This window comes from Nocardia sp. NBC_01329 (assembly GCF_035956715.1).
In the GTDB taxonomy this organism is placed as follows: Bacteria; Actinomycetota; Actinomycetes; order Mycobacteriales; family Mycobacteriaceae; genus Nocardia.
The window spans coordinates 727,418-748,977 of sequence record NZ_CP108381.1; the positions used below are offsets into that span (position 1 = coordinate 727,418).

At 68.1% G+C, this 21,560-nt stretch carries 20 protein-coding genes; 10 read left to right on the plus strand and 10 right to left on the minus strand.

All coding sequences use genetic code 11. The features are described 5' to 3' along the window. Positions 1–8: 8 nt before the first annotated feature. Positions 9–1,655 (minus strand): DEAD/DEAH box helicase, encoded by a 1,647-nt coding sequence (locus OG405_RS03370; protein WP_327150172.1) that lies wholly within the window; start codon positions 1,653–1,655, stop codon positions 9–11. A gap of 737 nt (positions 1,656–2,392) precedes the next feature. Between OG405_RS03370 and OG405_RS03375 the strand changes: the two genes are divergently transcribed. Both OG405_RS03375 and OG405_RS03380 read left to right on the plus strand, forming a co-directional pair. Continuing rightward, on the plus strand, positions 2,393–3,067 hold the full coding sequence (locus tag OG405_RS03375; protein ID WP_327150173.1) for an NPCBM/NEW2 domain-containing protein: 675 nt from the start codon (positions 2,393–2,395) through the stop codon (positions 3,065–3,067). Between the two features lie 911 nt (positions 3,068–3,978). Next, on the plus strand, positions 3,979–4,557 hold the full coding sequence (locus OG405_RS03380) for an MspA family porin (protein ID WP_327150174.1): 579 nt from the start codon (positions 3,979–3,981) through the stop codon (positions 4,555–4,557). Between the two features lie 32 nt (positions 4,558–4,589). On the opposite strand, the gene OG405_RS03385 is transcribed toward OG405_RS03380, so the two are convergent. Beyond that, entirely contained in the window at positions 4,590–4,889 is a 300-nt protein-coding gene (locus tag OG405_RS03385; RefSeq protein WP_327150175.1) for a DUF1540 domain-containing protein, read from the minus strand. Between the two features lie 335 nt (positions 4,890–5,224). Here OG405_RS03385 and OG405_RS03390 point away from each other — a divergent pair, with 335 nt between their 5' ends. The 3 genes from OG405_RS03390 to OG405_RS03400 all read left to right on the plus strand — a co-directional run bounded on the left by OG405_RS03390 (position 5,225) and on the right by OG405_RS03400 (position 8,106). Continuing rightward, positions 5,225–6,451 carry a cytochrome P450 gene (locus OG405_RS03390; protein WP_327150176.1) on the plus strand — a complete coding sequence of 409 codons (1,227 nt, stop codon included), beginning with the start codon at positions 5,225–5,227 and terminating at the stop codon, positions 6,449–6,451. Continuing rightward, on the plus strand, positions 6,448–7,173 hold the full coding sequence (locus tag OG405_RS03395; protein ID WP_327150177.1) for a TetR/AcrR family transcriptional regulator: 726 nt from the start codon (positions 6,448–6,450) through the stop codon (positions 7,171–7,173). Before OG405_RS03390 ends, OG405_RS03395 begins: the two co-directional genes overlap by 4 nt. A gap of 129 nt (positions 7,174–7,302) precedes the next feature. Beyond that, positions 7,303–8,106: an alpha/beta hydrolase gene (locus tag OG405_RS03400; protein WP_327150178.1), complete on the plus strand. Its 804-nt coding sequence runs from the start codon at positions 7,303–7,305 to the stop codon at positions 8,104–8,106. Between the two features lie 51 nt (positions 8,107–8,157). Here OG405_RS03400 and OG405_RS03405 read toward each other — a convergent pair whose 3' ends face one another. Beyond that, entirely contained in the window at positions 8,158–9,315 is a 1,158-nt protein-coding gene (locus tag OG405_RS03405; RefSeq protein ID WP_327150179.1) for a TIGR03364 family FAD-dependent oxidoreductase, read from the minus strand. Between the two features lie 194 nt (positions 9,316–9,509). On the opposite strand from OG405_RS03405, the gene OG405_RS03410 reads away from it, so the two are divergent. Both OG405_RS03410 and OG405_RS03415 read left to right on the plus strand, forming a co-directional pair. Further along, a complete protein-coding gene (locus tag OG405_RS03410; protein ID WP_327150180.1) occupies positions 9,510–10,268 on the plus strand; it encodes a GntR family transcriptional regulator in 759 nt (252 codons plus the stop codon). 136 nt (positions 10,269–10,404) lie between these two features. Beyond that, positions 10,405–11,598, plus strand: coding sequence for a cytochrome P450 family protein (locus tag OG405_RS03415; RefSeq protein ID WP_327150182.1), 1,194 nt, complete (start codon positions 10,405–10,407; stop codon positions 11,596–11,598). A 39-nt stretch (positions 11,599–11,637) separates the two neighbouring features. On the opposite strand, the gene OG405_RS03420 is transcribed toward OG405_RS03415, so the two are convergent. The 3 genes from OG405_RS03420 to OG405_RS03430 all read right to left on the minus strand — a co-directional run bounded on the left by OG405_RS03420 (position 11,638) and on the right by OG405_RS03430 (position 14,491). Next, on the minus strand, positions 11,638–12,576 hold the full coding sequence (locus OG405_RS03420; RefSeq protein ID WP_327150184.1) for a helix-turn-helix transcriptional regulator: 939 nt from the start codon (positions 12,574–12,576) through the stop codon (positions 11,638–11,640). 143 nt (positions 12,577–12,719) lie between these two features. Next, on the minus strand, positions 12,720–13,538 hold the full coding sequence (locus OG405_RS03425) for an ABC transporter permease (protein WP_327150185.1): 819 nt from the start codon (positions 13,536–13,538) through the stop codon (positions 12,720–12,722). Next, the gene (locus OG405_RS03430) at positions 13,535–14,491 is read right to left on the minus strand and encodes an ATP-binding cassette domain-containing protein (RefSeq protein WP_327150186.1); all 957 of its coding nucleotides are present in this window, start codon (positions 14,489–14,491) and stop codon (positions 13,535–13,537) included. The genes OG405_RS03425 and OG405_RS03430 overlap by 4 nt, the downstream gene beginning before the upstream one ends. An 88-nt stretch (positions 14,492–14,579) precedes the next feature. On the opposite strand from OG405_RS03430, the gene OG405_RS03435 reads away from it, so the two are divergent. Both OG405_RS03435 and OG405_RS03440 read left to right on the plus strand, forming a co-directional pair. Next, on the plus strand, positions 14,580–15,275 hold the full coding sequence (locus OG405_RS03435) for a TetR/AcrR family transcriptional regulator (RefSeq protein ID WP_327150187.1): 696 nt from the start codon (positions 14,580–14,582) through the stop codon (positions 15,273–15,275). Positions 15,276–15,637: 362 nt separating this feature from the next. Further along, on the plus strand, positions 15,638–16,300 hold the full coding sequence (locus tag OG405_RS03440) for an O-methyltransferase (RefSeq protein ID WP_327150188.1): 663 nt from the start codon (positions 15,638–15,640) through the stop codon (positions 16,298–16,300). A 26-nt stretch (positions 16,301–16,326) separates the two neighbouring features. Here the strand turns inward: OG405_RS03440 and OG405_RS03445 are convergent, their stop codons facing one another. Both OG405_RS03445 and OG405_RS03450 read right to left on the minus strand, forming a co-directional pair. Next, positions 16,327–17,754, minus strand: a complete 1,428-nt coding sequence (locus OG405_RS03445) for a DUF2252 domain-containing protein (RefSeq protein WP_327150189.1) — start codon at positions 17,752–17,754, stop codon at positions 16,327–16,329. A 150-nt stretch (positions 17,755–17,904) separates the two neighbouring features. Next, entirely contained in the window at positions 17,905–18,288 is a 384-nt protein-coding gene (locus OG405_RS03450) for a winged helix-turn-helix transcriptional regulator (protein WP_327150190.1), read from the minus strand. A gap of 100 nt (positions 18,289–18,388) precedes the next feature. On the opposite strand from OG405_RS03450, the gene OG405_RS03455 reads away from it, so the two are divergent. Then, a complete protein-coding gene (locus tag OG405_RS03455) occupies positions 18,389–19,051 on the plus strand; it encodes an NADPH-dependent F420 reductase (RefSeq protein ID WP_327150191.1) in 663 nt (220 codons plus the stop codon). 84 nt (positions 19,052–19,135) lie between these two features. Here OG405_RS03455 and OG405_RS03460 read toward each other — a convergent pair whose 3' ends face one another. Together OG405_RS03460 and OG405_RS03465 are read right to left on the minus strand one after the other, a co-directional pair. Beyond that, positions 19,136–20,887, minus strand: coding sequence for an alpha/beta fold hydrolase (locus OG405_RS03460; RefSeq protein WP_327150192.1), 1,752 nt, complete (start codon positions 20,885–20,887; stop codon positions 19,136–19,138). A gap of 70 nt (positions 20,888–20,957) precedes the next feature. Next, positions 20,958–21,512 carry a TetR/AcrR family transcriptional regulator gene (locus OG405_RS03465; protein WP_327150193.1) on the minus strand — a complete coding sequence of 185 codons (555 nt, stop codon included), beginning with the start codon at positions 21,510–21,512 and terminating at the stop codon, positions 20,958–20,960. Between the last annotated feature and the right edge of the window lie 48 nt (positions 21,513–21,560).

Below are 21,560 nucleotides of genomic sequence, written 5' to 3' on the forward strand. Positions count from 1 at the left end.
GCGGGTCCTTACGAGCCGGCGGGGCGAGTGGCCCGGCGGGGCCGGCGTTGCTGGCCTCGTGCCGAGTCGAATTGACCGGAGGTGGACTTCGCGCCACCGGTGCGCGCCGAATCCGTACCGCGCTTCGCGCCGGTCACCGACTGGTTGCGCTGCGATGTGGCTGGTTGCCGGGCCTCGTGGCCCGAGGCGGTGGCCCGGTTCCCGGCCCGCCCGGTGGCACTCCCGCGCCGGCCACTGGACCCCCGCGCCCCGGCATGTTCGGCCGCACCCGATCGTTCGCCCTGTCGCGATCGCTTATCGGCGCCCTCCGGCCGGCTCCGTTCGCCCGCCGTCGCGCGCCCGCTCGACCTCGTCGAAGCAGGGTGGTCGCCCGCGCGGGTGCCCGACCCGCCGCGCTGTCCACGCCGGCCGCCGGTCGCGGTCCGGGTGGCCTCTGGTCGAGCGGCGGCCGTCCCGGGCCCGGCCGCGGGTCCGGCGGGCACGGAGTAATCCGCGAGACCGACGAGAACCGGTGAATCGGGGGTCACCGGCCGCGGGCTCACGTCGATGCCGGCCTTCCGGAGCAGCGCCGCGACATCCTTGCGCTGTTCGGGCAGTACCAGCGTGACCACGGTGCCGGCGGTGCCCGCGCGGGCCGTGCGGCCGGAACGGTGCAGATACGCCTTGTGCTCAGCGGGTGGGTCGACATGGACCACGAGTTCGAGATCGTCGACGTGGATACCGCGGGCCGCGATATCGGTCGCGACCATCACCCGGGCGGTGCCCGCGGCGAAGGCGGCGAGATTACGGTCGCGGGCCGGCTGGGAAAGGTTTCCGTGCAGGTCGACGGCCGCGATACCGGCGCGGGTCAGTTCGCCGGCGAGCCGGCGGGCATGGTGCTTGGTGCGCATGAACAGAATGCGTCGTCCGCTACCGGCGGCGAGGGCTCGGACGAGGTCTTTCTTGGCGGCGGCGCCGGCGACCTCGAAGACGTGATGCTCCATCTTCGGCGGCGGCGCGGCGGCTTCGTCGACCGAATGTGAGACCGGGGCGTGCATGAACCGGTCGACCAGCTTCCCGACGCCGTTGTCCAGCGTCGCCGAGAACAACAGCCGCTGACCGTCGCGCGGTGTCGCGTTGAGGATCCGGGTCACCCCGGGAAGGAATCCGAGATCGGCCATATGGTCGGCCTCGTCGAGCACCGTCACCCGCACGGCGTCCAGCGATACCGCGCGCTGTTTCATCAGATCTTCGAGCCGGCCCGGGCAGGCGACGACGATATCGACACCCTGCTTGAGGGTTTTGATCTGCCGATTCACCGGTACCCCACCGAATACGGTGGTGACCCGGAGGCCGCAGACCTCGGCCAGCGGGGCGACGGTCGCCGCGATCTGGGTCGCGAGTTCGCGGGTGGGCGCGAGGATCAGCCCGGTGGGCCGTCCCGGTGCGCGCTTCGCGTCGGCGAGTAGCGCGACCACCGGAATACCGAACGCGAGGGTTTTCCCGCTACCGGTCTTACCGCGTCCGAGGACGTCGCGGCCGGCGAGGGTATCGGGCAGAGACGCGCTCTGGATGGGGAAGGGCTGGGTGATACCGCCCCCGGCGAGCAGGCGGACGATATCCGCGGGTACGCCGAGATCGGCGAAGGACTGCACAGCAGCAGTGTTGGCAAGCATGAAGATATGGGCGCCTTTCGGCATCGGAGGTGATACCGCGACGTCCGTTCGGACCGTCTGTCCGCGCCTACTCGAGGTGGCGGTGTCGCGGGTCCCGACGCGAAAGGCTGTAATCCGCGACGGAGGAGTACGTGGGTGCGCATCTGGCGCAGGTACTACAGAGACACTACCGTACCGTCGGTTCCTTTCCGGCGCGGTGATCTGTGGCACGTTGTGACCCATCTCCGTCCGCCTCGCCGGTGCTGGTGCCGCGCCGAGGTCCGGATGTGTTCAGGAGCCGGGTTGTAGTGCGCGCAGGATCGTATCCACGGACTGGTCGGCGAGGCCGGGCCGCGCGCCGTGCTGTCGCGGGGCGGGCCGGACGCGGTGGACCACAGCTGGTGGCGCACTCGGTGTCGAGCAGCTCCCGCGCGACGGCCGGCACCGCGGTGTCGATCCGCTACAACTCGCGCAGGCCTTGGTCTTCGGCTGCTTCTGCTGTGGATTCGGCGCATCGTCACCGCGGCTTTCCCGGGGCCGCCCATCCGATGCGGGCCATTCGGTCCGGACCTGTGAAAAGCCAAAGCCCGCTGATCTTTTCGATATTCCGCCGCCGAGCACGGGAAATTCGAATCGCGAACGGGCGAGCCGGACAATCGACCGCAGCGCTCCAATTCCATCACTCCGCCCGGCGTGGTATATCTCTGCTGCGGCGCCCGGCCGGGCTCCGTCGAGTTCCGTCGAAGAAGAGTGTGCGCGTGTCCAACCCAACCGAACCCACTCGCGGGCCGATCCCGCGCCCCAATTCACTGGCGACCGGTGCCGGGCCCGGTAAGAGCGCCCGCGGCACCGAGCGTGGGGTATTGCTCGTATCAGGAGCGGGTGTCGCGCTGGCCATCGTCGGTTTGGTGGTCTCGCTGCTCGTCGGCGCAGGTTCCACAGACGCGGAAACCGATACAGCACAAGAAGTTACGACGAGCGAGAGCTCGGCCCCCGCTGCCCCGGCCCCGTCGGCCGCCCCGCTGCCCAAGCAGTACCTGGCGGATATGTCGCCCACCAGCGGAACGGCCTATACCGGGACCATGCAGGTCAACGGCGCCTCCTACCCGCATTCGATCTATCAGCAGTTCAGCGGTTGCGATACCGAGGTGAGCCACACCTACAACCTGAATCGTGAATGGTCGCGGTTCTCCTCGACAATCGGCATCGCCGAGGGCGGAAATTCCCAATCGGTACTCCAGTTCGAGGTGATCGCCGACGGGAAATCGATCTATTCCTCGGGCAACGTCGCGGTGGGGCAATCACCGGCGGTGGATGTGTCCGTGACGGGTGTGCAGAACCTGACGATCAGTTTCTTGTTCGTCGGTGGGAATCTGGAGAGTTGCAGCCAGGCGGGCAACGGTGTGTGGGGAGACGCGGGCCTCACGAAATAGGCGATCCGGGTCCCGGAGACGAGCGTCGACGGTTGGCTATGGTCGTAACCCGGTCTCGAGGTTCACGCCCAGTTGTCCGCTGCGGGAGCGCGTCACTGCCTGTCGGTATTCTGCTGACCTGCACAGATGAGACTGCTCGCCAGCGACTTTCCCAGCGGGAGATAGGTTCTGTTCTGGACGCGCATCTCGAACGCAGCGCGGTCATGGCTCACCGACTGGATATCGGGTGTCGACCGGGCGTCCATCGTGTCGTGACCGATGGGCGCGGTATTGCCGAGATCGCTGCGGAGATCATTCGGCTCTCGGGCTGGCTCCCGGTCGAGTCGTCCAGGGTCTGCTGACCCACCGGCACCATCCGACCGACACCCCGGACGGGGTGGTGCCATGCCGGGATGTGGACGGTACCTACCGAGACGGCCGTCGAGGATTGCCCGGCATTCGTGGGATTCGGTGACCACCGCGGCGTCCGAGTCGGTCTGCAGGTTCGCCGGCCGCTCGATGCCGCCGACCCCACCGATACCGAGAACCTGTGCCGGCGATACCGCGACACCATCCGCACGATCTACTCCCGGTTTCCGTGGAAACAGTCGCACCGCCGACCGGCGTCGGGATCGTGGGTAGTTCATTTCGTTCACCGGGGAGCCGGGATTTCCGTCCTGGATCACGCGCGGCGTATCGGCGGAGAATTTTTCCGAAACAGTGCCGTTCATTGCACCGATGAGATCGGCCGGTGTGAATGGGGGAGCGGGTAGTCGGCCACTCGGTGCGTCCGGCGAGAATCTCGCTGTGCCGAGGGCTTTCCGGAGCCGGTTCCAGTGCGCAGCGCGGGGACGGAACCGCAGGTAGGAACCGGAATCGACACGCCGACAGGCGAGTCGGCGTCAACTGTTCGCTCTGTTACTGTTCCGCGCATGAAATCTCCCGCGAAAAGGCTTCTGTCGTGTGCGATGGGCGCAGGTTCGATTCTGATTTCTCTTATTAATTCAGCGCCTGCCGCCCAGGCCGAAGTGGTCTATTCGGCACCGCACGAGAAAACGTTCGCGTCGGCGGACGGACCGGCTTTCGTCGTGGGACATTCCGGTGAGACGGTGAACAAGGTTCCGCCGTTGAACGCATCGGGGACAGTGCGCGAGGTCTTCGTCTCGGGGACTGCTTACAGTAGCGTCGACGGGGGCGGGGGCGGTGAACTCCACGTGGGATATCACGTCGGGTGCGCGGTCGAGCTCACCGGGGCCTCCGGCGGCGCGGGCGTGACCTACGAGTCCCCGGGGTACACCATCGGGATCGCTCCCGGAGAGGTCGCCGATGTCCCGTTGGTGGACAAGGACATTGTGCCGGGAGTGCCGGGGCGGGTGGTGTACCACGATGTGCATCTGGTCATCAACGGATGTATCGGGCCGGCGGTGATCCGGCAGTACACCGAAATCCAGATGAAATCGGACGCCGTGGATGAGCGGGGCGTCGTATACGGGGACCCGTTGTGGATCTGATCGCCCGAAGGTGTCGGTGACCGGCCGATCCGTCAGCGCGGGGTGTAGGTCGAACAGCGGGCCGAATGGTCGGCGCTGCCCGGGCCGACCCGGATCTCACCGGCCGTGCATTCGAGGTCGGCGTTGTGTGCGCAATCGGCGCGCTGGCAAGCGCCGACCATGCTGGTGACCGTGTCCAGGCCGCCCCGGACCGCCAGTGGGATGAAGGTGGCGCAGTCGGCGCTGCCGTTCTGGCCGGAGACATTGATCGCGTAGGCGTGGCAACCGTCGTGATTGTACGAACAGCTGTTCACTGTGCATTCGCTGACGTGCGGCATTTCCATGGTGGTCATGTGCTTCGTCCTCCGGAGGTGTCGGGAGTTGTGCTCATGCGGCTACCAGAATAGCCAGTAGTCATGTGGCCGAACATCTCATTGTCCGATGCGGGGGCGTGTTCGCCCAGCGCATCGGGGGCGACCGGAGAAACGTAGCGAAATATTTGCCTGAAGATCGCGATCGAGTGGCGGCCGGGTTATGTGAACACTATTTACTAAAACCCATTCACAAATGAGATGTGGTGTGGTTCACTCCTGGGGACAGGGTTCCCGCAAGGAGACGCAGTGACGCGATACCTCCGCTGCCGCTTCGGCCTCCGCGAACCGCGTGTATCAACTTCGAAGGAGGCAGAGTGGCCGCGCCGTCCCTCTCCCACGATTTCGATTTCACCGATCCCGACCTCTTGGCAGCCCGGCTGCCCATCGAGGAATGGGCCGAGCTGCGCCGGACCTCCCCCGTATGGTGGGTCGATCAGCCGAACGGGGTGAGCGGGTTCGACGACGGCGGCTACTGGGTGGTCAGCAAACTCGAACACATCAAGGAGATCTCGAAGAACTCCGAGGTCTTCTCCACCCACGCCAATACCGCGGTGATCCGCTTCAACGGTGAGATCACCCGCGACGAGATCGATATCCAGCGCGCCATGCTGGTCAACACCGACCCGCCGGATCACGACAAACTGCGCCGCATCATCTCCCGCGGCTTCACCCCGCGCGCGGTGCAGAGTCTGCGCGACGCGCTGCACGAGCGCGCCGAACGGATCGTGCACGACGCCAAGAAGAACGGCGGCGGCGATTTCGTCGAGCAGGTGGCGTGCGAGCTACCGCTGCAGGCGATCGCCGAACTGCTCGGTGTGCCGCAGGAGGACCGCGGCAAACTCTTCGAGTGGTCCAACCAGATGATGGGTTACGACGACCCTCAGTACGCCGACAGCTACAAGATGGCCAACGCGCAGGTGATGGGCTACGCCTGGAATCTCGCCGAAGAACGCCGGGGCTGCCCGGCCGACGATATCGTCACACAGTTGCTCAGCGCCGATATCGACGGCGAGGCGCTGGGGTCGGAGGAATTCGCCTGGTTCGTCATCCTGCTGGCAGTGGCCGGTAACGAGACCACCCGCAACGCGACCACCCACGGGATGAAGGCCTTCGTCGACAATCCGGAACAGTGGGAGCTGTACCGGGCCGAGCGTCCGCGTACCGCGCCCGACGAGATCGTGCGCTGGGCCACCCCGGTCATCGCCTTCCAGCGCACCACGCTGCAGGACACCGAGATCGGCGGGCAGGCCATCGCCGAAGGCCAGCGGGTGGGTTTGTTCTACGCCTCCGCCAACTTCGACGAGGACCATTTCACCGATCCGTTCCGGTTCGACGTCACCCGCAACCCGAACCCGCACGTGGGCTTCGGCGGCACCGGCACCCACTACTGTGTCGGTGCGAACCTGGCCCGCCTGCAACTGGACCTGATCTTCAACGCCATCGCCGATGTGATGCCGAACCTGCGCCAGGTCGCCGAACCCGTTCGGCTACGGTCGGGTTGGTTGAACGGAATCAAGAACTGGCAGGTCGCATACGAATGACACAACCCGCGCGGCGAGGCCGGATGCCGGCGGTCAGCGACGCGGATATCCGGCGGGTGGCCCGGGACATCCTGGCCGACCAGGGCGCCCAAGCGCTGACCCTGCGCGCCATCGCGCGCGCCCTCGGGGTCACCGCGCCCGCCCTCTACCGCTACTACCCGTCCAGGGAAGACCTGGTGGCGGCGGTGCGCCGGGACGTCGTTGTGCACATGTCCGAAGAACTCGCCGCGCAGGTGGCCGAACTGCCCGATGACGGGGTGATCCGGTTGTTCGCCATCTGCCGGGGGTTCCGGTGCTGGGCGCTCGCCCATCGCAACGAGTTCACCCTGGTGTTCGCTTCACCGGCGGACGGGGGCACCGGCGGGTTGCGCCGGTTCGACGAATCGTTCGGGTTGGTCTTCCTGGAGGCCGCGGGCCGGCTGCTGGCGACCTACGACCTGGCGACACCGCCGACCGATCTCATCCCCGAAGCGCTGCGGGGGGATCTGATCGGATTCCAGGAGGAACTGCTCGCCGTTCTCGCGGAATCGGGGCAGAAGTTCCCGGCCGAGAAACTCGATGTGGGTGTGGCATATCTGATGATGACCATGTGGGCGCGCCTCTACGGGCATGTCACCCTGGAAGTGTTCGGGAACTATCCGATGCCGGTGAGCGATCCGGAGGTGCTGTTCGATGCGGTGCTCGCCGATCTCGCCGCCGGAATAGGCCTGTCCGTCGGCTGAATCGTCACTTTCGCGCAGCGTCGGCCCGGCTACACTGATCATCCGTATCACCTGTGCGGCGCTGCGCGTCGTTCGCGCCGAACTGCTCGAATTCGTGGCAAATCGAAACGAGACCGGACAGGGAGACCGATGACCATCATTCGCACTCTGCGTAATGCTCTGCTGGCCGTCCTCATCGCCTTCGCCGCGACGGCGGCCGTCGCGATGCCCGCCTGGGCCGCACCGCGGCCGACGGTGGTGCTGGTGCACGGCGCGTTCGCCGATCCGACCAGCTGGGACAGGGTCGCCGCGCAGCTGCGCGGGCAGGGCTACCAGGTACTGACGCCGGAGAACCCGCTGCGCGGACCGGCCTACGACGCCGCCGCTGTGCAGCGCACCCTCGACACCGTCGAAGGGCCCATCGTGCTGGTGGGTCACTCCTACGGGGGCTTCGTGATCACCAATGTGCACGACCCCGACGTCGTCTCCATGGTCTATGTCGCGGCCTTCGCGCCGGCCCAGGGCGAATTCGCGCAGCTGGCCCTGAACCCGATCCAGTTCCCGGGTAGCCAGCTGCTGCCCCCGGCACTACAGGTGAAGGTCGTCGACGATCCGCAGGGCGTGGCGGGACGCAACCTCGACGGTTACGTGGCGCCCGAGTCCTTCCACAGTGTCTTCGCGCAGGACGTCGACGACGCCACCGCCGCCGATATGCTCGCCCATCAGCACTCGATCGCGCTGGCCGCCAACCTGGAACCCTCCAGCGCGCCGTCGTGGGCGGGTATGCCGAGCTGGTACCTGGTCTCTCAGCAGGACCGGGTCATCCCGCCGGCTTCGCAGCGGTTCATGGCCGAGCGGATGGGCGCGCAGACCACCGAACTCGACGCCTCGCACGCCTCGCTGGTCTCGCAGCCGGGCGAGGTCGCCGCGGTGATCGAGACCGCGGCGGGCTGATCTTCCGGGGCCGGGTGATCCACGACGGTGGGTCACCCGGCCTCACCTCGCTCACACCAGTTGAGCCACGACCGTGGGCGCCAAGCCGAGCGCGGTGGTCATACCGATCCCGGATGTCACCGAGACGACGCGAACGCCGGGCGCGGGTGCGGCCACCAGGAAATCGGTATCCGGCGAATCCGCGTAGACACCGCGCCACCGTCTCCGCACCGACAGCGCGTCGGCGCCGAACAGCCGGGCGCCTTCGCGGAGCACCAGGTCCGCGACAGCCTCCTCGTCGAAGGGCAGATGGGTGCGGGCGTAGTGGTGGGTGTCGCCGAGCACCACCGAACCGTCCGGGCGCTGGGTGAGCATGAGGTTCATGACGGCGTCGAGAGTTTCGGGGGCCCGGTCGGTGATCTCGCGCCGGACCGTCGCGGCGGCCGCGGTGGCAGCCAATCCGCCGTAGCGCAGCATGGAGTAGCCGGTGAGCACTGCTGGTTCGATGCGGATATCGCCGGGGGGTGCGATCTCGAGCATCTGGAGCCGACAGCGGCGCACTCCGTTCTCCTCGGCGATCAGTGGAAAGAGGCGGTCGATATCGTGACCGGCGGCGTGCACGATCGCGGCTGCGGCCAGTTCCCCGCGTGCGGTGTGCACAACGCCTTCGGATACGGCGCCCACATGGGTGTGCCACAGGAATCGCGCACCGCGCGAGGTCAGCCAGCGCGCCAGCGCCGGAACGGCAGCCCGGGGGTCTACTCGGAGATCGAGGGGCAGGTGCGCGCCGCCGACGATATCGCTGCCCGGATCCGCGGCCGGCGGGAACAGCCGGGCCACTTCGGCACGGCCGAGCAGGCGCACCTGTTCGGCGCCGCGGTCGGCCGCGAACTCCTCGAGTACGCCGAGCTCGGCGGCGGTACGGGCCACTACCAGTGTTCCGGCTCGCGTTATCTCGAATCCGGCCGGACCGGCTAGGCGCAACCACTTCTCCCGAGCCGCCAGCGCGTAGTCGAGGGCGGCGCCGGTCTGCGGGGTCGCGCAGATATGACCGAAGTTGCGGATGGAGGCGCCGACGGCGCGCGCGTCGCGTTCGACGACCGCGACGCGCATCCCGCGTTCCACGGCATCGATCGCGTGCGCGAGACCGACGATGCCGGCGCCGACGACGGCGAGGTCGACCGGATGGGTCGGAAGTTCGGGGGAAGCGGGGTCGGTGGTGGGTGCCATAGCCGGAATGCTCGCAAGATCCTCGCGGCGCGATCAAGGCATCCAGGCAACTTGTATATATAAGTTCACCGGCCGTTTCGGCAGTAAGTAGGCGAAAAGTCTAGAGTTCAGAATGAAAGAGAGTCACTTGTATGCTCAACTAGCCCGCATGCCCCCGCTGAGCGGACCTCGGGTAACCCGCCGAGAGGATCGTTGTGACGCCACCCCTGCACGCCCGGGTCACCGCGGCACTCCGGGAACGTATCCGGCTGGGCGAGCTCCCAGCAGGCGCCTCGCTGCCGTCGGAATCCGAGTTGTGCCACGAATTCGGAGCTTCCCGAGGCACCGTGCGCACCGCCTTGGCGACCCTTCGGCACGAAGGTCTCATCGGCGGCGGGCAGGGGCGCCGGCCGGTGGTGCGCGAGACCGCGGTCGTGCAGCCGTTCGAAACGCTGCTCTCCTTCACCGCCTGGGCCGAACGGATCGGGCGGACGCCCGGCCAGCGCACCGTGGAAATCGCCCGCCGAGGCGCCACGGCCGATGCGGCGGCGGCACTGCGAATCGAGGAGGGCACCCCGGTGATCGAGGTCCTGCGGCTGCGGTTGCTCGACGGCGAACCGGTGATGGTGGAACGCGCCGCCTTCGTCGAGAGTGCCGGCCGGCTGCTGTTCGACTTCGACCCGGATACCGCGTCGATCTACGCGCACCTCGCGGGCCTGGGGGTGGACCTGCACTCGGCCCGGCACACCATCGACGCGGTCGGCGCCGACGAGACCGATGCGACGCTGCTGGGAATCGCCGCGGGTTCCCCGCTGCTGCGGGAACGGCGGCACACCTCGTCGGCGGCGGGGGCCCCGATCGAATACGGCGAGGACCGGTACCGGCCGGACCGGGTGGCCTTCACCATCGACAACACCCGCCCGGCATCGGAAGGCGCGGTGCGCGATCTGAGGGTTCGCAAGCACGCCGAGTAGTACGGGGCGACGCCGCGGAATTACGTTTCGGTGCAGCGGATTATCGGTGCGGGGCAGGATGTCGCGCATCGATTGTGCGGTCCGAGCGCGACACCTGAAACTCTCCCTGGTTGCACCGAAAACACAGGGAGACAGCATGTCCGAGCAAATCATCCAGCTTCCGACCCCCGGAGAATCAATTCTCGAGACACACGAGCGGATACGGCTGGCCGGTGAGATCGTGCCCATCGAACTGCCCGGCGGGGTCGGCGCCTACATCGCGGTCAGCCATCGTGCCGCCGGTGAGGTGCTCGACGACAAGCTCTTCGCCAAACATCCCTCGAACTGTCCGGCACTGCGGGACGGACGGATTCCCGCCGACTGGCCGCTGCGCGCCCTGACCGACGCCGAACATATGCTCAACCAGGACGGTGCCGCGCACCGGCGGTTGCGCCAGACGATCAACAAGGCGTTCACCCCGGCCCGGATCGCGGCGCTGGAACCGCGGATCCAGCAGATCGCCGACGAGCTCATCGACAATTTCCCCGATACCGACGAGGTCGACCTGATCTCGAACTACACCACGCCCCTTCCCGTTCGGGTGATCTGCGATCTGTTCGGGGTGCCCGTGGACGAGCAGCCGCAGCTCAAGCAGTGGACGCTCACGATCGTCTCGGTCACGAGTACCGGCGAAGAAGCGCACGCGGCCATGGCGGCGATGGGCGGCTATTTCTACGAACTGCTCGCCCGGAAACGGGCCGAACCCGGTGACGATCTGACTTCGGCGCTGCTGGCGGCCAACGCGGAGAACGAACTGACCGAAGAAGAACTGGTCAGCATGCTGTGGCTGGTGATCGTCGCCGGTCACGAGACCACGGTGCATCTGCTGGGCAACGCCGTGGTCGCACTGCGCGAACACCCCGACCAGCTCGCGCGGGCACAGGACGAAGATCGCTGGGCCGATGTGGTGGAGGAAGCGCTGCGCCACAGCTCCTCGGTGGTGGGTGCGCTCATGCGCTATCCCATCGAAGATGTGACCGTCGCCGGTGTCGACATCCCCGCAGGCTCACCGACGCTGTGGCACGGCGGCGTCGGCCGGGACCCGCTGCGCTACTCCGACGCCGATGTCTTCGATATCGATCACGAGCACCGCGACCAGCTCGCCTTCGGTCGCGGACCGCATTTCTGCCTGGGCGCGCCGCTGGCCCGGCTGGAGAGCCGGATCGCCCTGCAGACGCTGTTCACCCGGTACCCGAAGCTGACCCTGGCCGTGCCCGCGAGCGCGGTCGAGTACACGGTACAGATCAGCACGGTGGGTCCGGAGCGCCTTCCGGTGCGGCTGAAGCCGTAAGGCCGGATCCGGACTGCCGGGTCCGGGTTCTCGTCCGGTTCATATCCGCGCGGCGGCGGGCTCGGCGCGTCTGCTGCGCCGGAACTCTCGGGGCGTCACGCCGAAGCGCTCCTTGAACGCCGCGGAGAACCAGGCGGGTGTGAAACCGCAGCGGGTCGCCAGTTCCGCGATGGTCATGGTGGCGCGCGGGTCCTCCAAAAGTTCGCGCGCCACCCGCAGGGCCTCCTCCCGGCGGAGGTCCCGGAAGGTCGTCCCGCTCTCGTTCAGCACCACCCGCAGTTGCCGGGGCGACCAGCCCAGCGCGTGCGCGACCGCGGGCAAGCGCACATCGGATGTGCCGATATGGCCCCGCAGGTACCGCCGGATGCTCTCGGCCACCTGTGCGCGGTCCGCCGCCTGCGGTTTCGTGTCGCCGACCGCCAGCATGCACAGCAACTCGGTGACCCGATCGCACACCGCGTTGAATTCACGTTCGGACAACCGGGATTGTTCGGCGTGGGCGCTGCGGATCATATCCGCGGCGATCCGCCCCAGCCCCCGGTTCATATCGAGGACGAGGTTCATATGGGCGCCCGGCCGCACCCGGTGCTCGATCTCGGTGCGCGGCACCTGGAACGCGTAGGCCGCCGAATCGGGTATGTGCAGCCGGCACGGGACCTCCAGCCCCGCGATGACAGCGTGCCCGGTCGGCACACTGGTCACCTCGTCGTGAAACCGCAGGCCGAATTCACCGCGATCGGGTACGACGACCCAGAAGAATTCGTCCCCGGGGATATTGCGGATGTGTCGGCGGGTCCGCTGACACAGGCGTTTTCCGTGCTGGTCCCAGCGCAGCAGGGCATAGGTGCTCGACTCTTGGGCGGTGAGTCCGGCCTGCCAGCCCTCGTGCTCACCGAATTCGTGTGCCATGGGCAGGAATCCGTCGGCGAGGGCCGAGAAGGATTCGGGTCCGCACGGAGCTACCTCGTACCAGCGCATAGTGACCATCCCCTCGAACCGGCTGCCCTGTACAGCCTTCCGATACGGCCGGCGTCATCACGATAGTGGGTGCGGCCGGGGCGGGCGCGATTTTACGGCGTGTCCAGCGTTGGGCGGGACCGCCCGCCAGAAGTGAGCGCCGCTCACCGTCGCGGCAGCGCGCCGTACTGCCGCAGGACCACCGGGACCGTCACCACCAGGATCACGGCGATCCACAGCAGCGAGGCGGCGACCGGCTCGCGCAACGGCCAGGCCGCGTCCTCGGGGACGGTGCCCGGCGCGCCGAACAGGTCGCGTACCGCGGCTACGATCGCGCTCACCGGATTCCATTCCGCGACCGCGCGCACGCCACCGGGCATCGATTCGGTGGGCACGAACACATTCGAGAACATGATGGTGCCGAAGACGAGTGGCGCCACCTGCTGGAGCATCTGCTCGTCCCGGACGAGCGCGCCCAGGCAGATTCCGACCCAGCCGATCGCGAACCGGAACAGCAGCAGCACCGCGAACGCGGCGGTCGCCGACCCGATCCCGGTATCGATTCGCCAGCCGGCCGCCAGGCCGATACCCGACATCAGCAGCAGAGCGAGACCGCCGGTCAGGGTTTCCGCCAGTGCCAGACCCGCCGGTATCGAGAAGGTGGGCAGTGGCAGGGCGCGGAAGCGGTCGGTGAGCCCGCTGTTCAGGTCCGCGTTCGCGGTCGACGCGGTGGCTGCCAGGCCCATCGCCGACACCAGAACCAGCACGCCGGGCGTGAGGTAGGACCGGTAGGCACCGGTATCCCCGTCGCCGGACAGTGCGCCGCCGAAGACGAAACCGAACAGCAGCATCATTCCCGCGGGCGCGGCGAGAGTCACCGCGAGCAGTGCGGGTGAGTGGCGGTAGGCCGACAGGATCCGGCCGAAGGTCATCGCGGTGGCGGAAAGAGTGGAGGGCACGCGGGCGGGGAGTGTCGCGGTCACGGGGTCGTCGTCCTCGGTTCGGGGCCGGTGAGGGCCAGGAAGGCATCGTCGAGTGTGGCGCGGCGACGGCCGATGTCGTGGACATCGATACCGATCTCGTCGAGCGCCCGCAGGATCGGTAGCAGGGGGATATCGGCGGAGCGGAAGGCGTAGGAGAGTGCCACTTCCGGATCTCCGGGCGCGGGTGCCTCACCCACCGGCCTGCCCCCGAAATCCGCGATGACGCCGGTTATCTCGGTGTACTTCCGCGGGTCGGCGACCAGATCCAATCCGCCACCGATCTCCGCGGTGAGGGCTCGCGGGGTGCCGGTGGCGACGACCCGGCCCGCGTCCAGGATGGTGACGGTATCGGCCAGCCGGTCGGCCTCGTCCAGATACTGCGTGGTGAGCAGTACGGTGGTGCCCTCGGCGACGAAATCCGTCACATAGCTGTAGATCTGGTTGCGACTTCGCGGGTCGAGTGCGGTGGTGGGCTCGTCCAGGAACAGTACGGCGGGACGCACCACCATGGCGGCGACGATATCGAGACGGCGGCGCATCCCGCCCGAATAGTCGCGGGTGAGCCGGTCGGCGGCGTGGACCAGATCGAACCGGTCCAGGAGTTCTCCGGCGTGAATCCGTGCCTGCCGACCGGACAATCCGTTCATCCGGCCGAACAGTGTGAGGTTCTCGAGCCCGGTGAGCCGTGGATCGACCGCGTGGAACTGCCCGACCAGCCCGATCCGCCGCTTGACCTCGCCGGTATCGCGGACCGTGTCGTAGCCGGCGATCCGGGCCCGGCCGCTGTCGGGCCGGAGCAGGGTGGCGAGCATCCGCACGATCGTGGTCTTGCCCGAACCGTTCGGCCCGAGCAGGGCGTGTACCCGGCCGGGGTCCACGTGCAGGTCGACGGTATCGGCGACGGGGCGTTCGCCGTACCTCTTGGTCAGCCCGGCGACCTCGATCGCGGTCATGACGACTCCTTCATTGGGAACAATGTTCGCAGTTAAAGCTAGCCGAATGCGAACGGCGTTCGCAACTGGCTCGAGGCATGCTTACCGGGTGCCATCCGCTGATCCGACGAACACGCTGTGGTTGCGGGCCGGTGATCCCAGACCCGGTCCGCGGCCCGGACTGAACCTCGACGACATCGCCGCGGTATGCGTTCGGCTCGCCGACGGTGAGGGTCTTCCGGCGCTATCGATGCGCCGGGTGGCCGAGGAACTCGGGACCGGAGCGGCGTCCCTCTACCGCTACGTCTCGGGTAAGGACGATCTGGTGTCGCTGATGTACGACCGGGTAGCCGGTGAGTACGAATTCGATTCGGCCACCGGAGATCTGCGGGCAGATGTCCTCTCGGTCGCCGACCAGGCGCGCGCCATGTACCGCCGCCACCCGTGGATGGTCCGGGCGAACCCCGGCGAGCTGGGCCCCAACGGGCTGCGCTATCTCGACCATATGGTGGGGGTACTGGCCCCGGCGCGACTGGAACCGGCCGCCACCATGACCGGTATCGCGATGTTGTCGGGCTGGGTGACGGTTTTCTCCGCACAGGAGGCCGCGGGACAGGTGGCCCCGGCTGCGGCCGGGGCCGACCATATCGCGGCGATGCTGCGACACGGTGACTATCCCCATCTGTCCGAACTCTTCGCCCGCAGCGAGGCCGCCGGTGGGGCCGCGGTGGATGCCGACGCGGTGTTCCGGGCGGGTATCGAGGCCCTTCTCTTCGGTATCGCCGGGGGAGGCGACGTCGAGTAGCGCCGTACCTACATCGACGGCGGCAACCGGTGGCCTCGCTGCGGGCGAAGAGTTCGGCGGTCGCGGCCGCCACGGCACGTCAGATCGTGACGCCAACTCAACGGGCAGGCGGGCAAGCGCAATTCATCGAGCGGCCGACGCCCGCCGCGCATTCCGGCGACCTCGGACCGGTATGCAGTGGATGCAGGACAACCTCGCCACACCGATATCCCTGGCGATATCGCCGCCGAGGCCTCGATGAGCATCCGCGGCCTACCGGCCGACATTCCGAACGAATCCGCCTTCATAACCGCTCTTCCGCTCGGCGCCGGGGCGCGGTCGGGGTTCCACCGGGCGGGCCTCGATGGTGGCAGACTGCGGGGATGAGCACACCGGATTGGGCTGATGTGGACCGGTACGTGGTGGACCGGCTGGCCCGCGACGGCGAGACGACCGCGACCCTGCGGGCCAACGCGGACGCGGGTCTGCCCGCCATCGATGTGTCCGAGGCGCAGGGCAAGTTCCTCTCGCTGCTCGCCAGATCCACCCGGGCGAAACGCGTTCTGGAGATCGGCACACTGGGCGGATTCAGCACGCTGTGGCTGGCGCGCGGAGTCGGTGAGCAGGGCCACGTGACCACCCTGGAATTCGAACCGCGGCATGCCGCGGTCGCCCGTGCGAATCTGGATCGTGCCGGTGTCGGCGACCGGGTCGATATCCGGGTCGGCGCGGCCCTGGACAATCTGCCGGTGCTGGCGGAGGAACAGCCGGAACCCTACGATCTGGTCTTCATCGACGCGGACAAGGTGAACAACTCCAACTATGTGCAGTGGGCCCTGCGGTTGACCGGGCCCGGTGCCGTGGTCGTCGTCGACAATGTGGTGCGCGGCGGCCGGCTGGCGGACGCGGACAACGACGACCCCGCGGTGCGGGCGAGCCGGGACCTCGTCCAGCTGCTGGCCGACGAACCTCGTGTGGACGCCACCGTGATCCAGACGGTGGGTGCGAAGGGCTGGGACGGTTTCGCCTTCGCCGTCGTGAACTGAGCCCGGGCCGATTCGGCGGATGGCTGTTACGAATCCGTGCCCAGTGTCGCGGTGATCTTCCCGTCGGCGATCGCGCGGAGCAGGGCCGCGTGGTCGAGGGCGTTCTGATCGGCGTAGTCCTCGGCGAATTCCGCTATCGTCTCGTCGAATTCGTCGTCGGAACCGAGGTACCCGGCAATGGCGAAACGGTCACCGCCGCGGGCGTGGGCCTGGGCGAGCACCCGCGCGCACAGCCGGCCGTAGAGGGCCATCAGGTCCGGCGACATGGTCTCGATCACCGCCGAACCTTTGCCGTCGCGGAGCTGACGGATATAGAAATCGCGGATCACGCCGTCGGGGTCGGGGTCGGGGTGCTGCTGGAAACCCAGGAAGATATCGCTGGCCGCCTGCATGAGCCGCTGCCCGCTCACCACTCGTTCCGCCTGGTTGGTGTACTCGGGCCCGGCGGTATATCCCGCGAGTACCGACGGCTGTGCTTCCTTGGCCTGTAGAAACAGCGGTTCGTCGCCGGGCCCGCGCAGCAGGATGATCCAGGTGCGGGTGCCCACACTGCCCACACCGACGACCTTGCGCGCGGCATGCACATAGTCGAATCGGTCGAGCAGGAACCGGCGATCGGGTTGCAGGGTGCCGCGATAGTCGGTCAGGCGCCGCATCAGCGCCTGGTGCACGAATTCGGCGTCGGCGCCGGCGAAGAGCTCCTCGACCGGGACGATCAGCGGCGGCATACTGACGATGCGCGGCTGCCCGTCGCACGGGGTGGTCAGTTTGGACAGGGCCTGGAAACTGTCGCGCCCCCACGCCTTGTCGATCGTCTTCTGGACCCGTTTACGCATCGACGAATCGAGGACATCGCGTAGTTCCGCCATATCTCTCCCGGCGTCGATATGGGAGTACCAGACATCCAGCTCACCGCGCCCGGCCTGATAGCTCATCGTCTCGCGGTACTCGGCCACACAGGCGCGGGTGATACGCCGGCGCTGCTTCTTCTTGAACTCGTTGTCGCGCCCGGCCACCGCGAGGCTGGCCACGAGTCGTTTCACATCCCATTCGAAGGGGCCGGGATAGGTTTCGTCGAAATCGTTGACGTCGAACGCGAGCTGACGTTCCGGGGTCGCGTACAGCCCGAAATTGCTCAGATGGGCATCCCCGCACAGCTGGGTGTGCAGACCGGTGTTCGGCGAACCGGCCAGATCATCGGCCATCACCAGTGCCGCCCCCCGGAAGAAGGAGAACTGCGAGACCGCCATCCGGCCGTAGCGGACCGGGACCAGTTCGGGCACCCGCGCCGGCGCCTGCGACTCGAGGAGAGCCAGCGGGTCCCGGCCCGGTGCCGGTTCGAAGGCGGCGACCACAGCGAACGGGGTCCGTTCCCGCTGCCGCGCGCCGTGTTCGCAGCGCTGCGCGCGGGACGCGGCGGCCGGTCGGGGCCGATCAGCGTTGGGTCTGCCCATGGGCGGACTGTAGGGCGGGCGGCCGCGCTCCGTCGTCACCCGCTGCGGGTGAAGGCTCCGGCGGCCGGGGTTTCGGTGACGATGGTGCCAGGGAACGGGCCGGGCCGACGGGAGCCGTCCTCCGGCCGAGGGCAGCTGATCCGTACCGGGTCAGCCGGAACTGCGCAGTGGGGGATCCGCGCCTTCGGGTACAGGGAGTTCGTCACCGTGCTCGCGCACCCACGCGGCCAATGCGCGCAGCGGGCCCTCCACCAGGCTCGTGCCGAGTTCGGTCAAGCGGTACTCCACCCCGGGCGGCACGTCCGGGTCCGGACGCCGGAACACCAGGCCACGGCCGAGGAGCCGCCGCAGTGCTTCGGTGAGCGTCTTGTCGCGGATCCCACCGATCTCGGTGCGTAGGTCGACGCGCCGCCTGGGACCGTCGGCCAGCGCGGCGAGAACGACCGGGTCCCAGGTGTGGGCGAACAGGTCGAGGGCCCCGCGCAGCCGGCAGTCGGCGATCGGTTCGGCACTGCGGTAGTCGTCTCCGGTCATCGTCCACCAGCGTCGTCGGACGGGTACGCACCGATCGGTGCGCATCTCCATTTCTACGGTAGCCCTCGTAAAGGACAGCGCGGATTCGAAGGAGCCGGCAGTGCGGATCGCAATTCTGGGAACGGGCCATCTGGCCGAAGCGCTCGGCGGGTGCTGGGCGCGGGCCGGACATCAGGTCATCGTGGCGGGCCGGACGCCGGAGAAGGCGGCGGCACTGGCGAGGCGACTCGGCCCGGCAGCGCGCTCGGCCGATAGCCGGGAAGCGGTTCGCGACGCGGACGCGGTTCTGCTCGCGGTGCCGTGGGATGCGGTCGGTGCGGTCGTGGCGGCGGCCGGCGGTGGCGAGGGGAGTCTGGCCGGGATACCGATCATCGACCCGACCAATCCGATCGAACACGGCGTAGGTGTGCTGCTGAACGCGCCGGGGCTCGCCAATGCCGACCGTATCGCCGAGGCCGCGCCGGGTAGCCGGGTGGTGAAGGGATTCCATCTGGTTCCGTCCACCCAATGGGGCGCGGCCGGAACAACGACGACCGTCCTGCTGTGTGGGGACGAACCGGCTGCGTTGGATGTGGTCGAAACGCTGGTGCGTGATGCGGGGGCAGTTCCGGTTGTGGTGGGGCCGCTGCATCGGGCACGGCAACTGGAGGAGGTGGCGGGATTGTTCATCACGCCTGCGTTCGCCGGGGTCGACCCCAGGACCGTGGCGCCCGCGCTGCCGCCGGTCCCGTCGGGAGCAGTTTCGGTGGATACATCGCGGTAGATCGCGGGCAGTGGTCTGCCTTCGAAGGGTGCCCTGCCGCCCGGCCGGGTGTTGGGCAACGTCGTCCAGGCCGGGCGTCTCGGCTCAGTGCCTCGAGGTCGCGGTTTCCGCTGGTGAACGGTTCGCGAAATTCTGCCGGACCGCGTCGAGTGTCCGGGCCGACTCACCAGGGTGGGTGAGATGTGGGTAGTGACCGGCGTCGTCGATCTCGGTGATCGGCGTGGTGACCGGTGTGGCGAGCGGGTCATCGGAACCGGCGACGATATGGACCGGCACGGTGAGTTCGTCGAGGAGGCGGCGCGCGGCCGTATGCGCGCGGGGCCGACTCGCGGCGCGCAGGGCCGCTACGGTGCGCCGCGCGACCCCCGGGCGGCGCAGGTTGGCACTCGCGCTCTCGATCGCCGGGCCGGCCGGGACCCGGAGTGCGGCGGCCAGCCGTTCGGCGGATAGCCGGCGCAGGAGCGCGGCGGCGATCGGCGTACGCAGGAGCCAAGACCCGCGGGGTTGCAAGAAGGCCGGGGCGACCAGCACGACACCCGCGACTCGGTCCGGATGCGCTCTCGCGTAACGGAGTACCGGTACGCAGCCGAGGGAATGGCCGACCAGGATCGGGCGGCCGGTGACAGGAGCCATGAGATCGTCGAGCCATTGATCCGGCTCACCGGTACCCGGCGCCGAACGGCCCAGGCCGGGGAGGTCGGCGGCGAGGGTCGGTACGCCCACCAGGTCGCGCACCTCGCGCCAGGCTTCGCTGTCGGTGGGAAGGCCATGCAGTAGCACGAATTCCGGAGACTTCCGTTCGCCGGAGATCCAGAGGCCGCGGTCGAAACCGGCGGCCGGATCGGCCCGGCCCGCACCGAATCGACTGCTCACCAGGTGATCCGCCCAGGCCCGCAGCACTGTCCCGGCCGCCGGTGCGGTGAGTCCCGCGCGTTCGGCCACCGCGTCGGCGGGGGAAGTGTCGTAACGATCTCCGGCGACGAAGGACAGTCGCTCCCGGTCCACCCCGGTCAGTTTGCCGGGCAGCCGGGCGACCAGGGGCAGCGGGATCGTGAAGCGCGGGGCACGGACGTGCATATGGCGGGCCAGGAGGCCGATCATCTCCGGCAGCGGTGGACTCGCCGGGTCGAGCACGGTATAGGACTTGCCGGCTGTATCCGCTTGCTCCGGCAGCAGCGTGAGGAAGTCGATGAAATAGTCGAGATCGAGGATCGGCAACAGGGTTTCGGCGTTACCGGGCAGGGCGGGCAGATCACCGTTCCAGAGATCCCGCACCAGTTCGGCCAGGCCGATGTACTGTCCCGGCCCGAGGACGGTGCTCGGATTGGCGATGGTCAGCGGAACCGCGACGGAATTCGCCTGTTCCCGCAGTACGGCATCGGCTTCGAATTTCGAGGCGCCGTAGGCGCTGACCGAGTAATCGTGTTCGGCGGATTCGGGCACGGTGACCCGGTATCCGGTGATGTGGACCAGCCTGCGGAGGCGGGGGCGGCTCGCGGACCAGTGCAGGATGCGGACGGCGCCGTCGATGTTCACCGCCCGGGCCACCGCGTGGTCGAGGCCGAAGGAGAACTGGGCGGCGCAGTTGTAGACATCGCGCACCTCGTCCAGTTGCGCTGTTCCCAGGGCGCCCAGCCCGGGATCGGTGATATCGCAATCGAGTACGGTCAGCCGGCTCCGGTCCAGATCGCGGTCGTCCAGCCAGGCCTGCAGCCGGTCCGCGGAGCCGGGGCGGACCGCGGCGGCGACGGTGCGGCCCTGCTCCAGCAGGCGGGCCACGAGTGAGCGTCCGATGAAACCGGCCGCGCCGAAGACAACGGTGTCGGGTGTATCCATATCGACTCCTTAATAGACTGGTCTACATATTATTAGGGCAGGTAAATAACTTCGCGCAGTGCGTGCGGGGTCAGAGCAGGGTGCGGGCGACGCGTGCCGCGCGGTCGAGCGGGTCGCGGCTGCGGTGGGTGCGGGCGAGCAGTAGCGCGCCCTCGACGAGCGCGAGCAGGGCGACCGCCAGATCCTCGGCGTCGCGGTGCCCGGCGGCGCGCAGCACGATGCGTATCGCCTCGGTCCACCGGGAGTACACCTGTGCGCAGGCCTGTCGGACCGTATCGTTGGTGCCCGAAATCTCGAGTGCCACGGTGGCGACCGGGCAGCCGTTTTCCCAGCCGGAAGCCTCGAGCCGATCGGCGAGCAGGGCGATCAGCCCGGCGACCGCACCCGCCGGATCGGTGAAATCGGCCTCGTCGAGGGCGTTGTCGATCAGTCCGCAGGCCTGAGTGACGGCCGCTGCGACGAGTTCGTCCTTGCCGCCGGGGAAATGGAAATAGAGCGACCCGCGCGGGGTCTCGCTGTCGGTGAGGATCTGGTTGAGTCCGGTGCCGAAATAGCCGCGACGTTCGATCGAGGATCGTGTGGCCTCGATCATCCGCTGCCTGGTTTCGGCTCCTTTGGTGCCCATGGCTATGAAAGTAGACCGGTCATCATAAAAATGCAATCGCTTGATCGG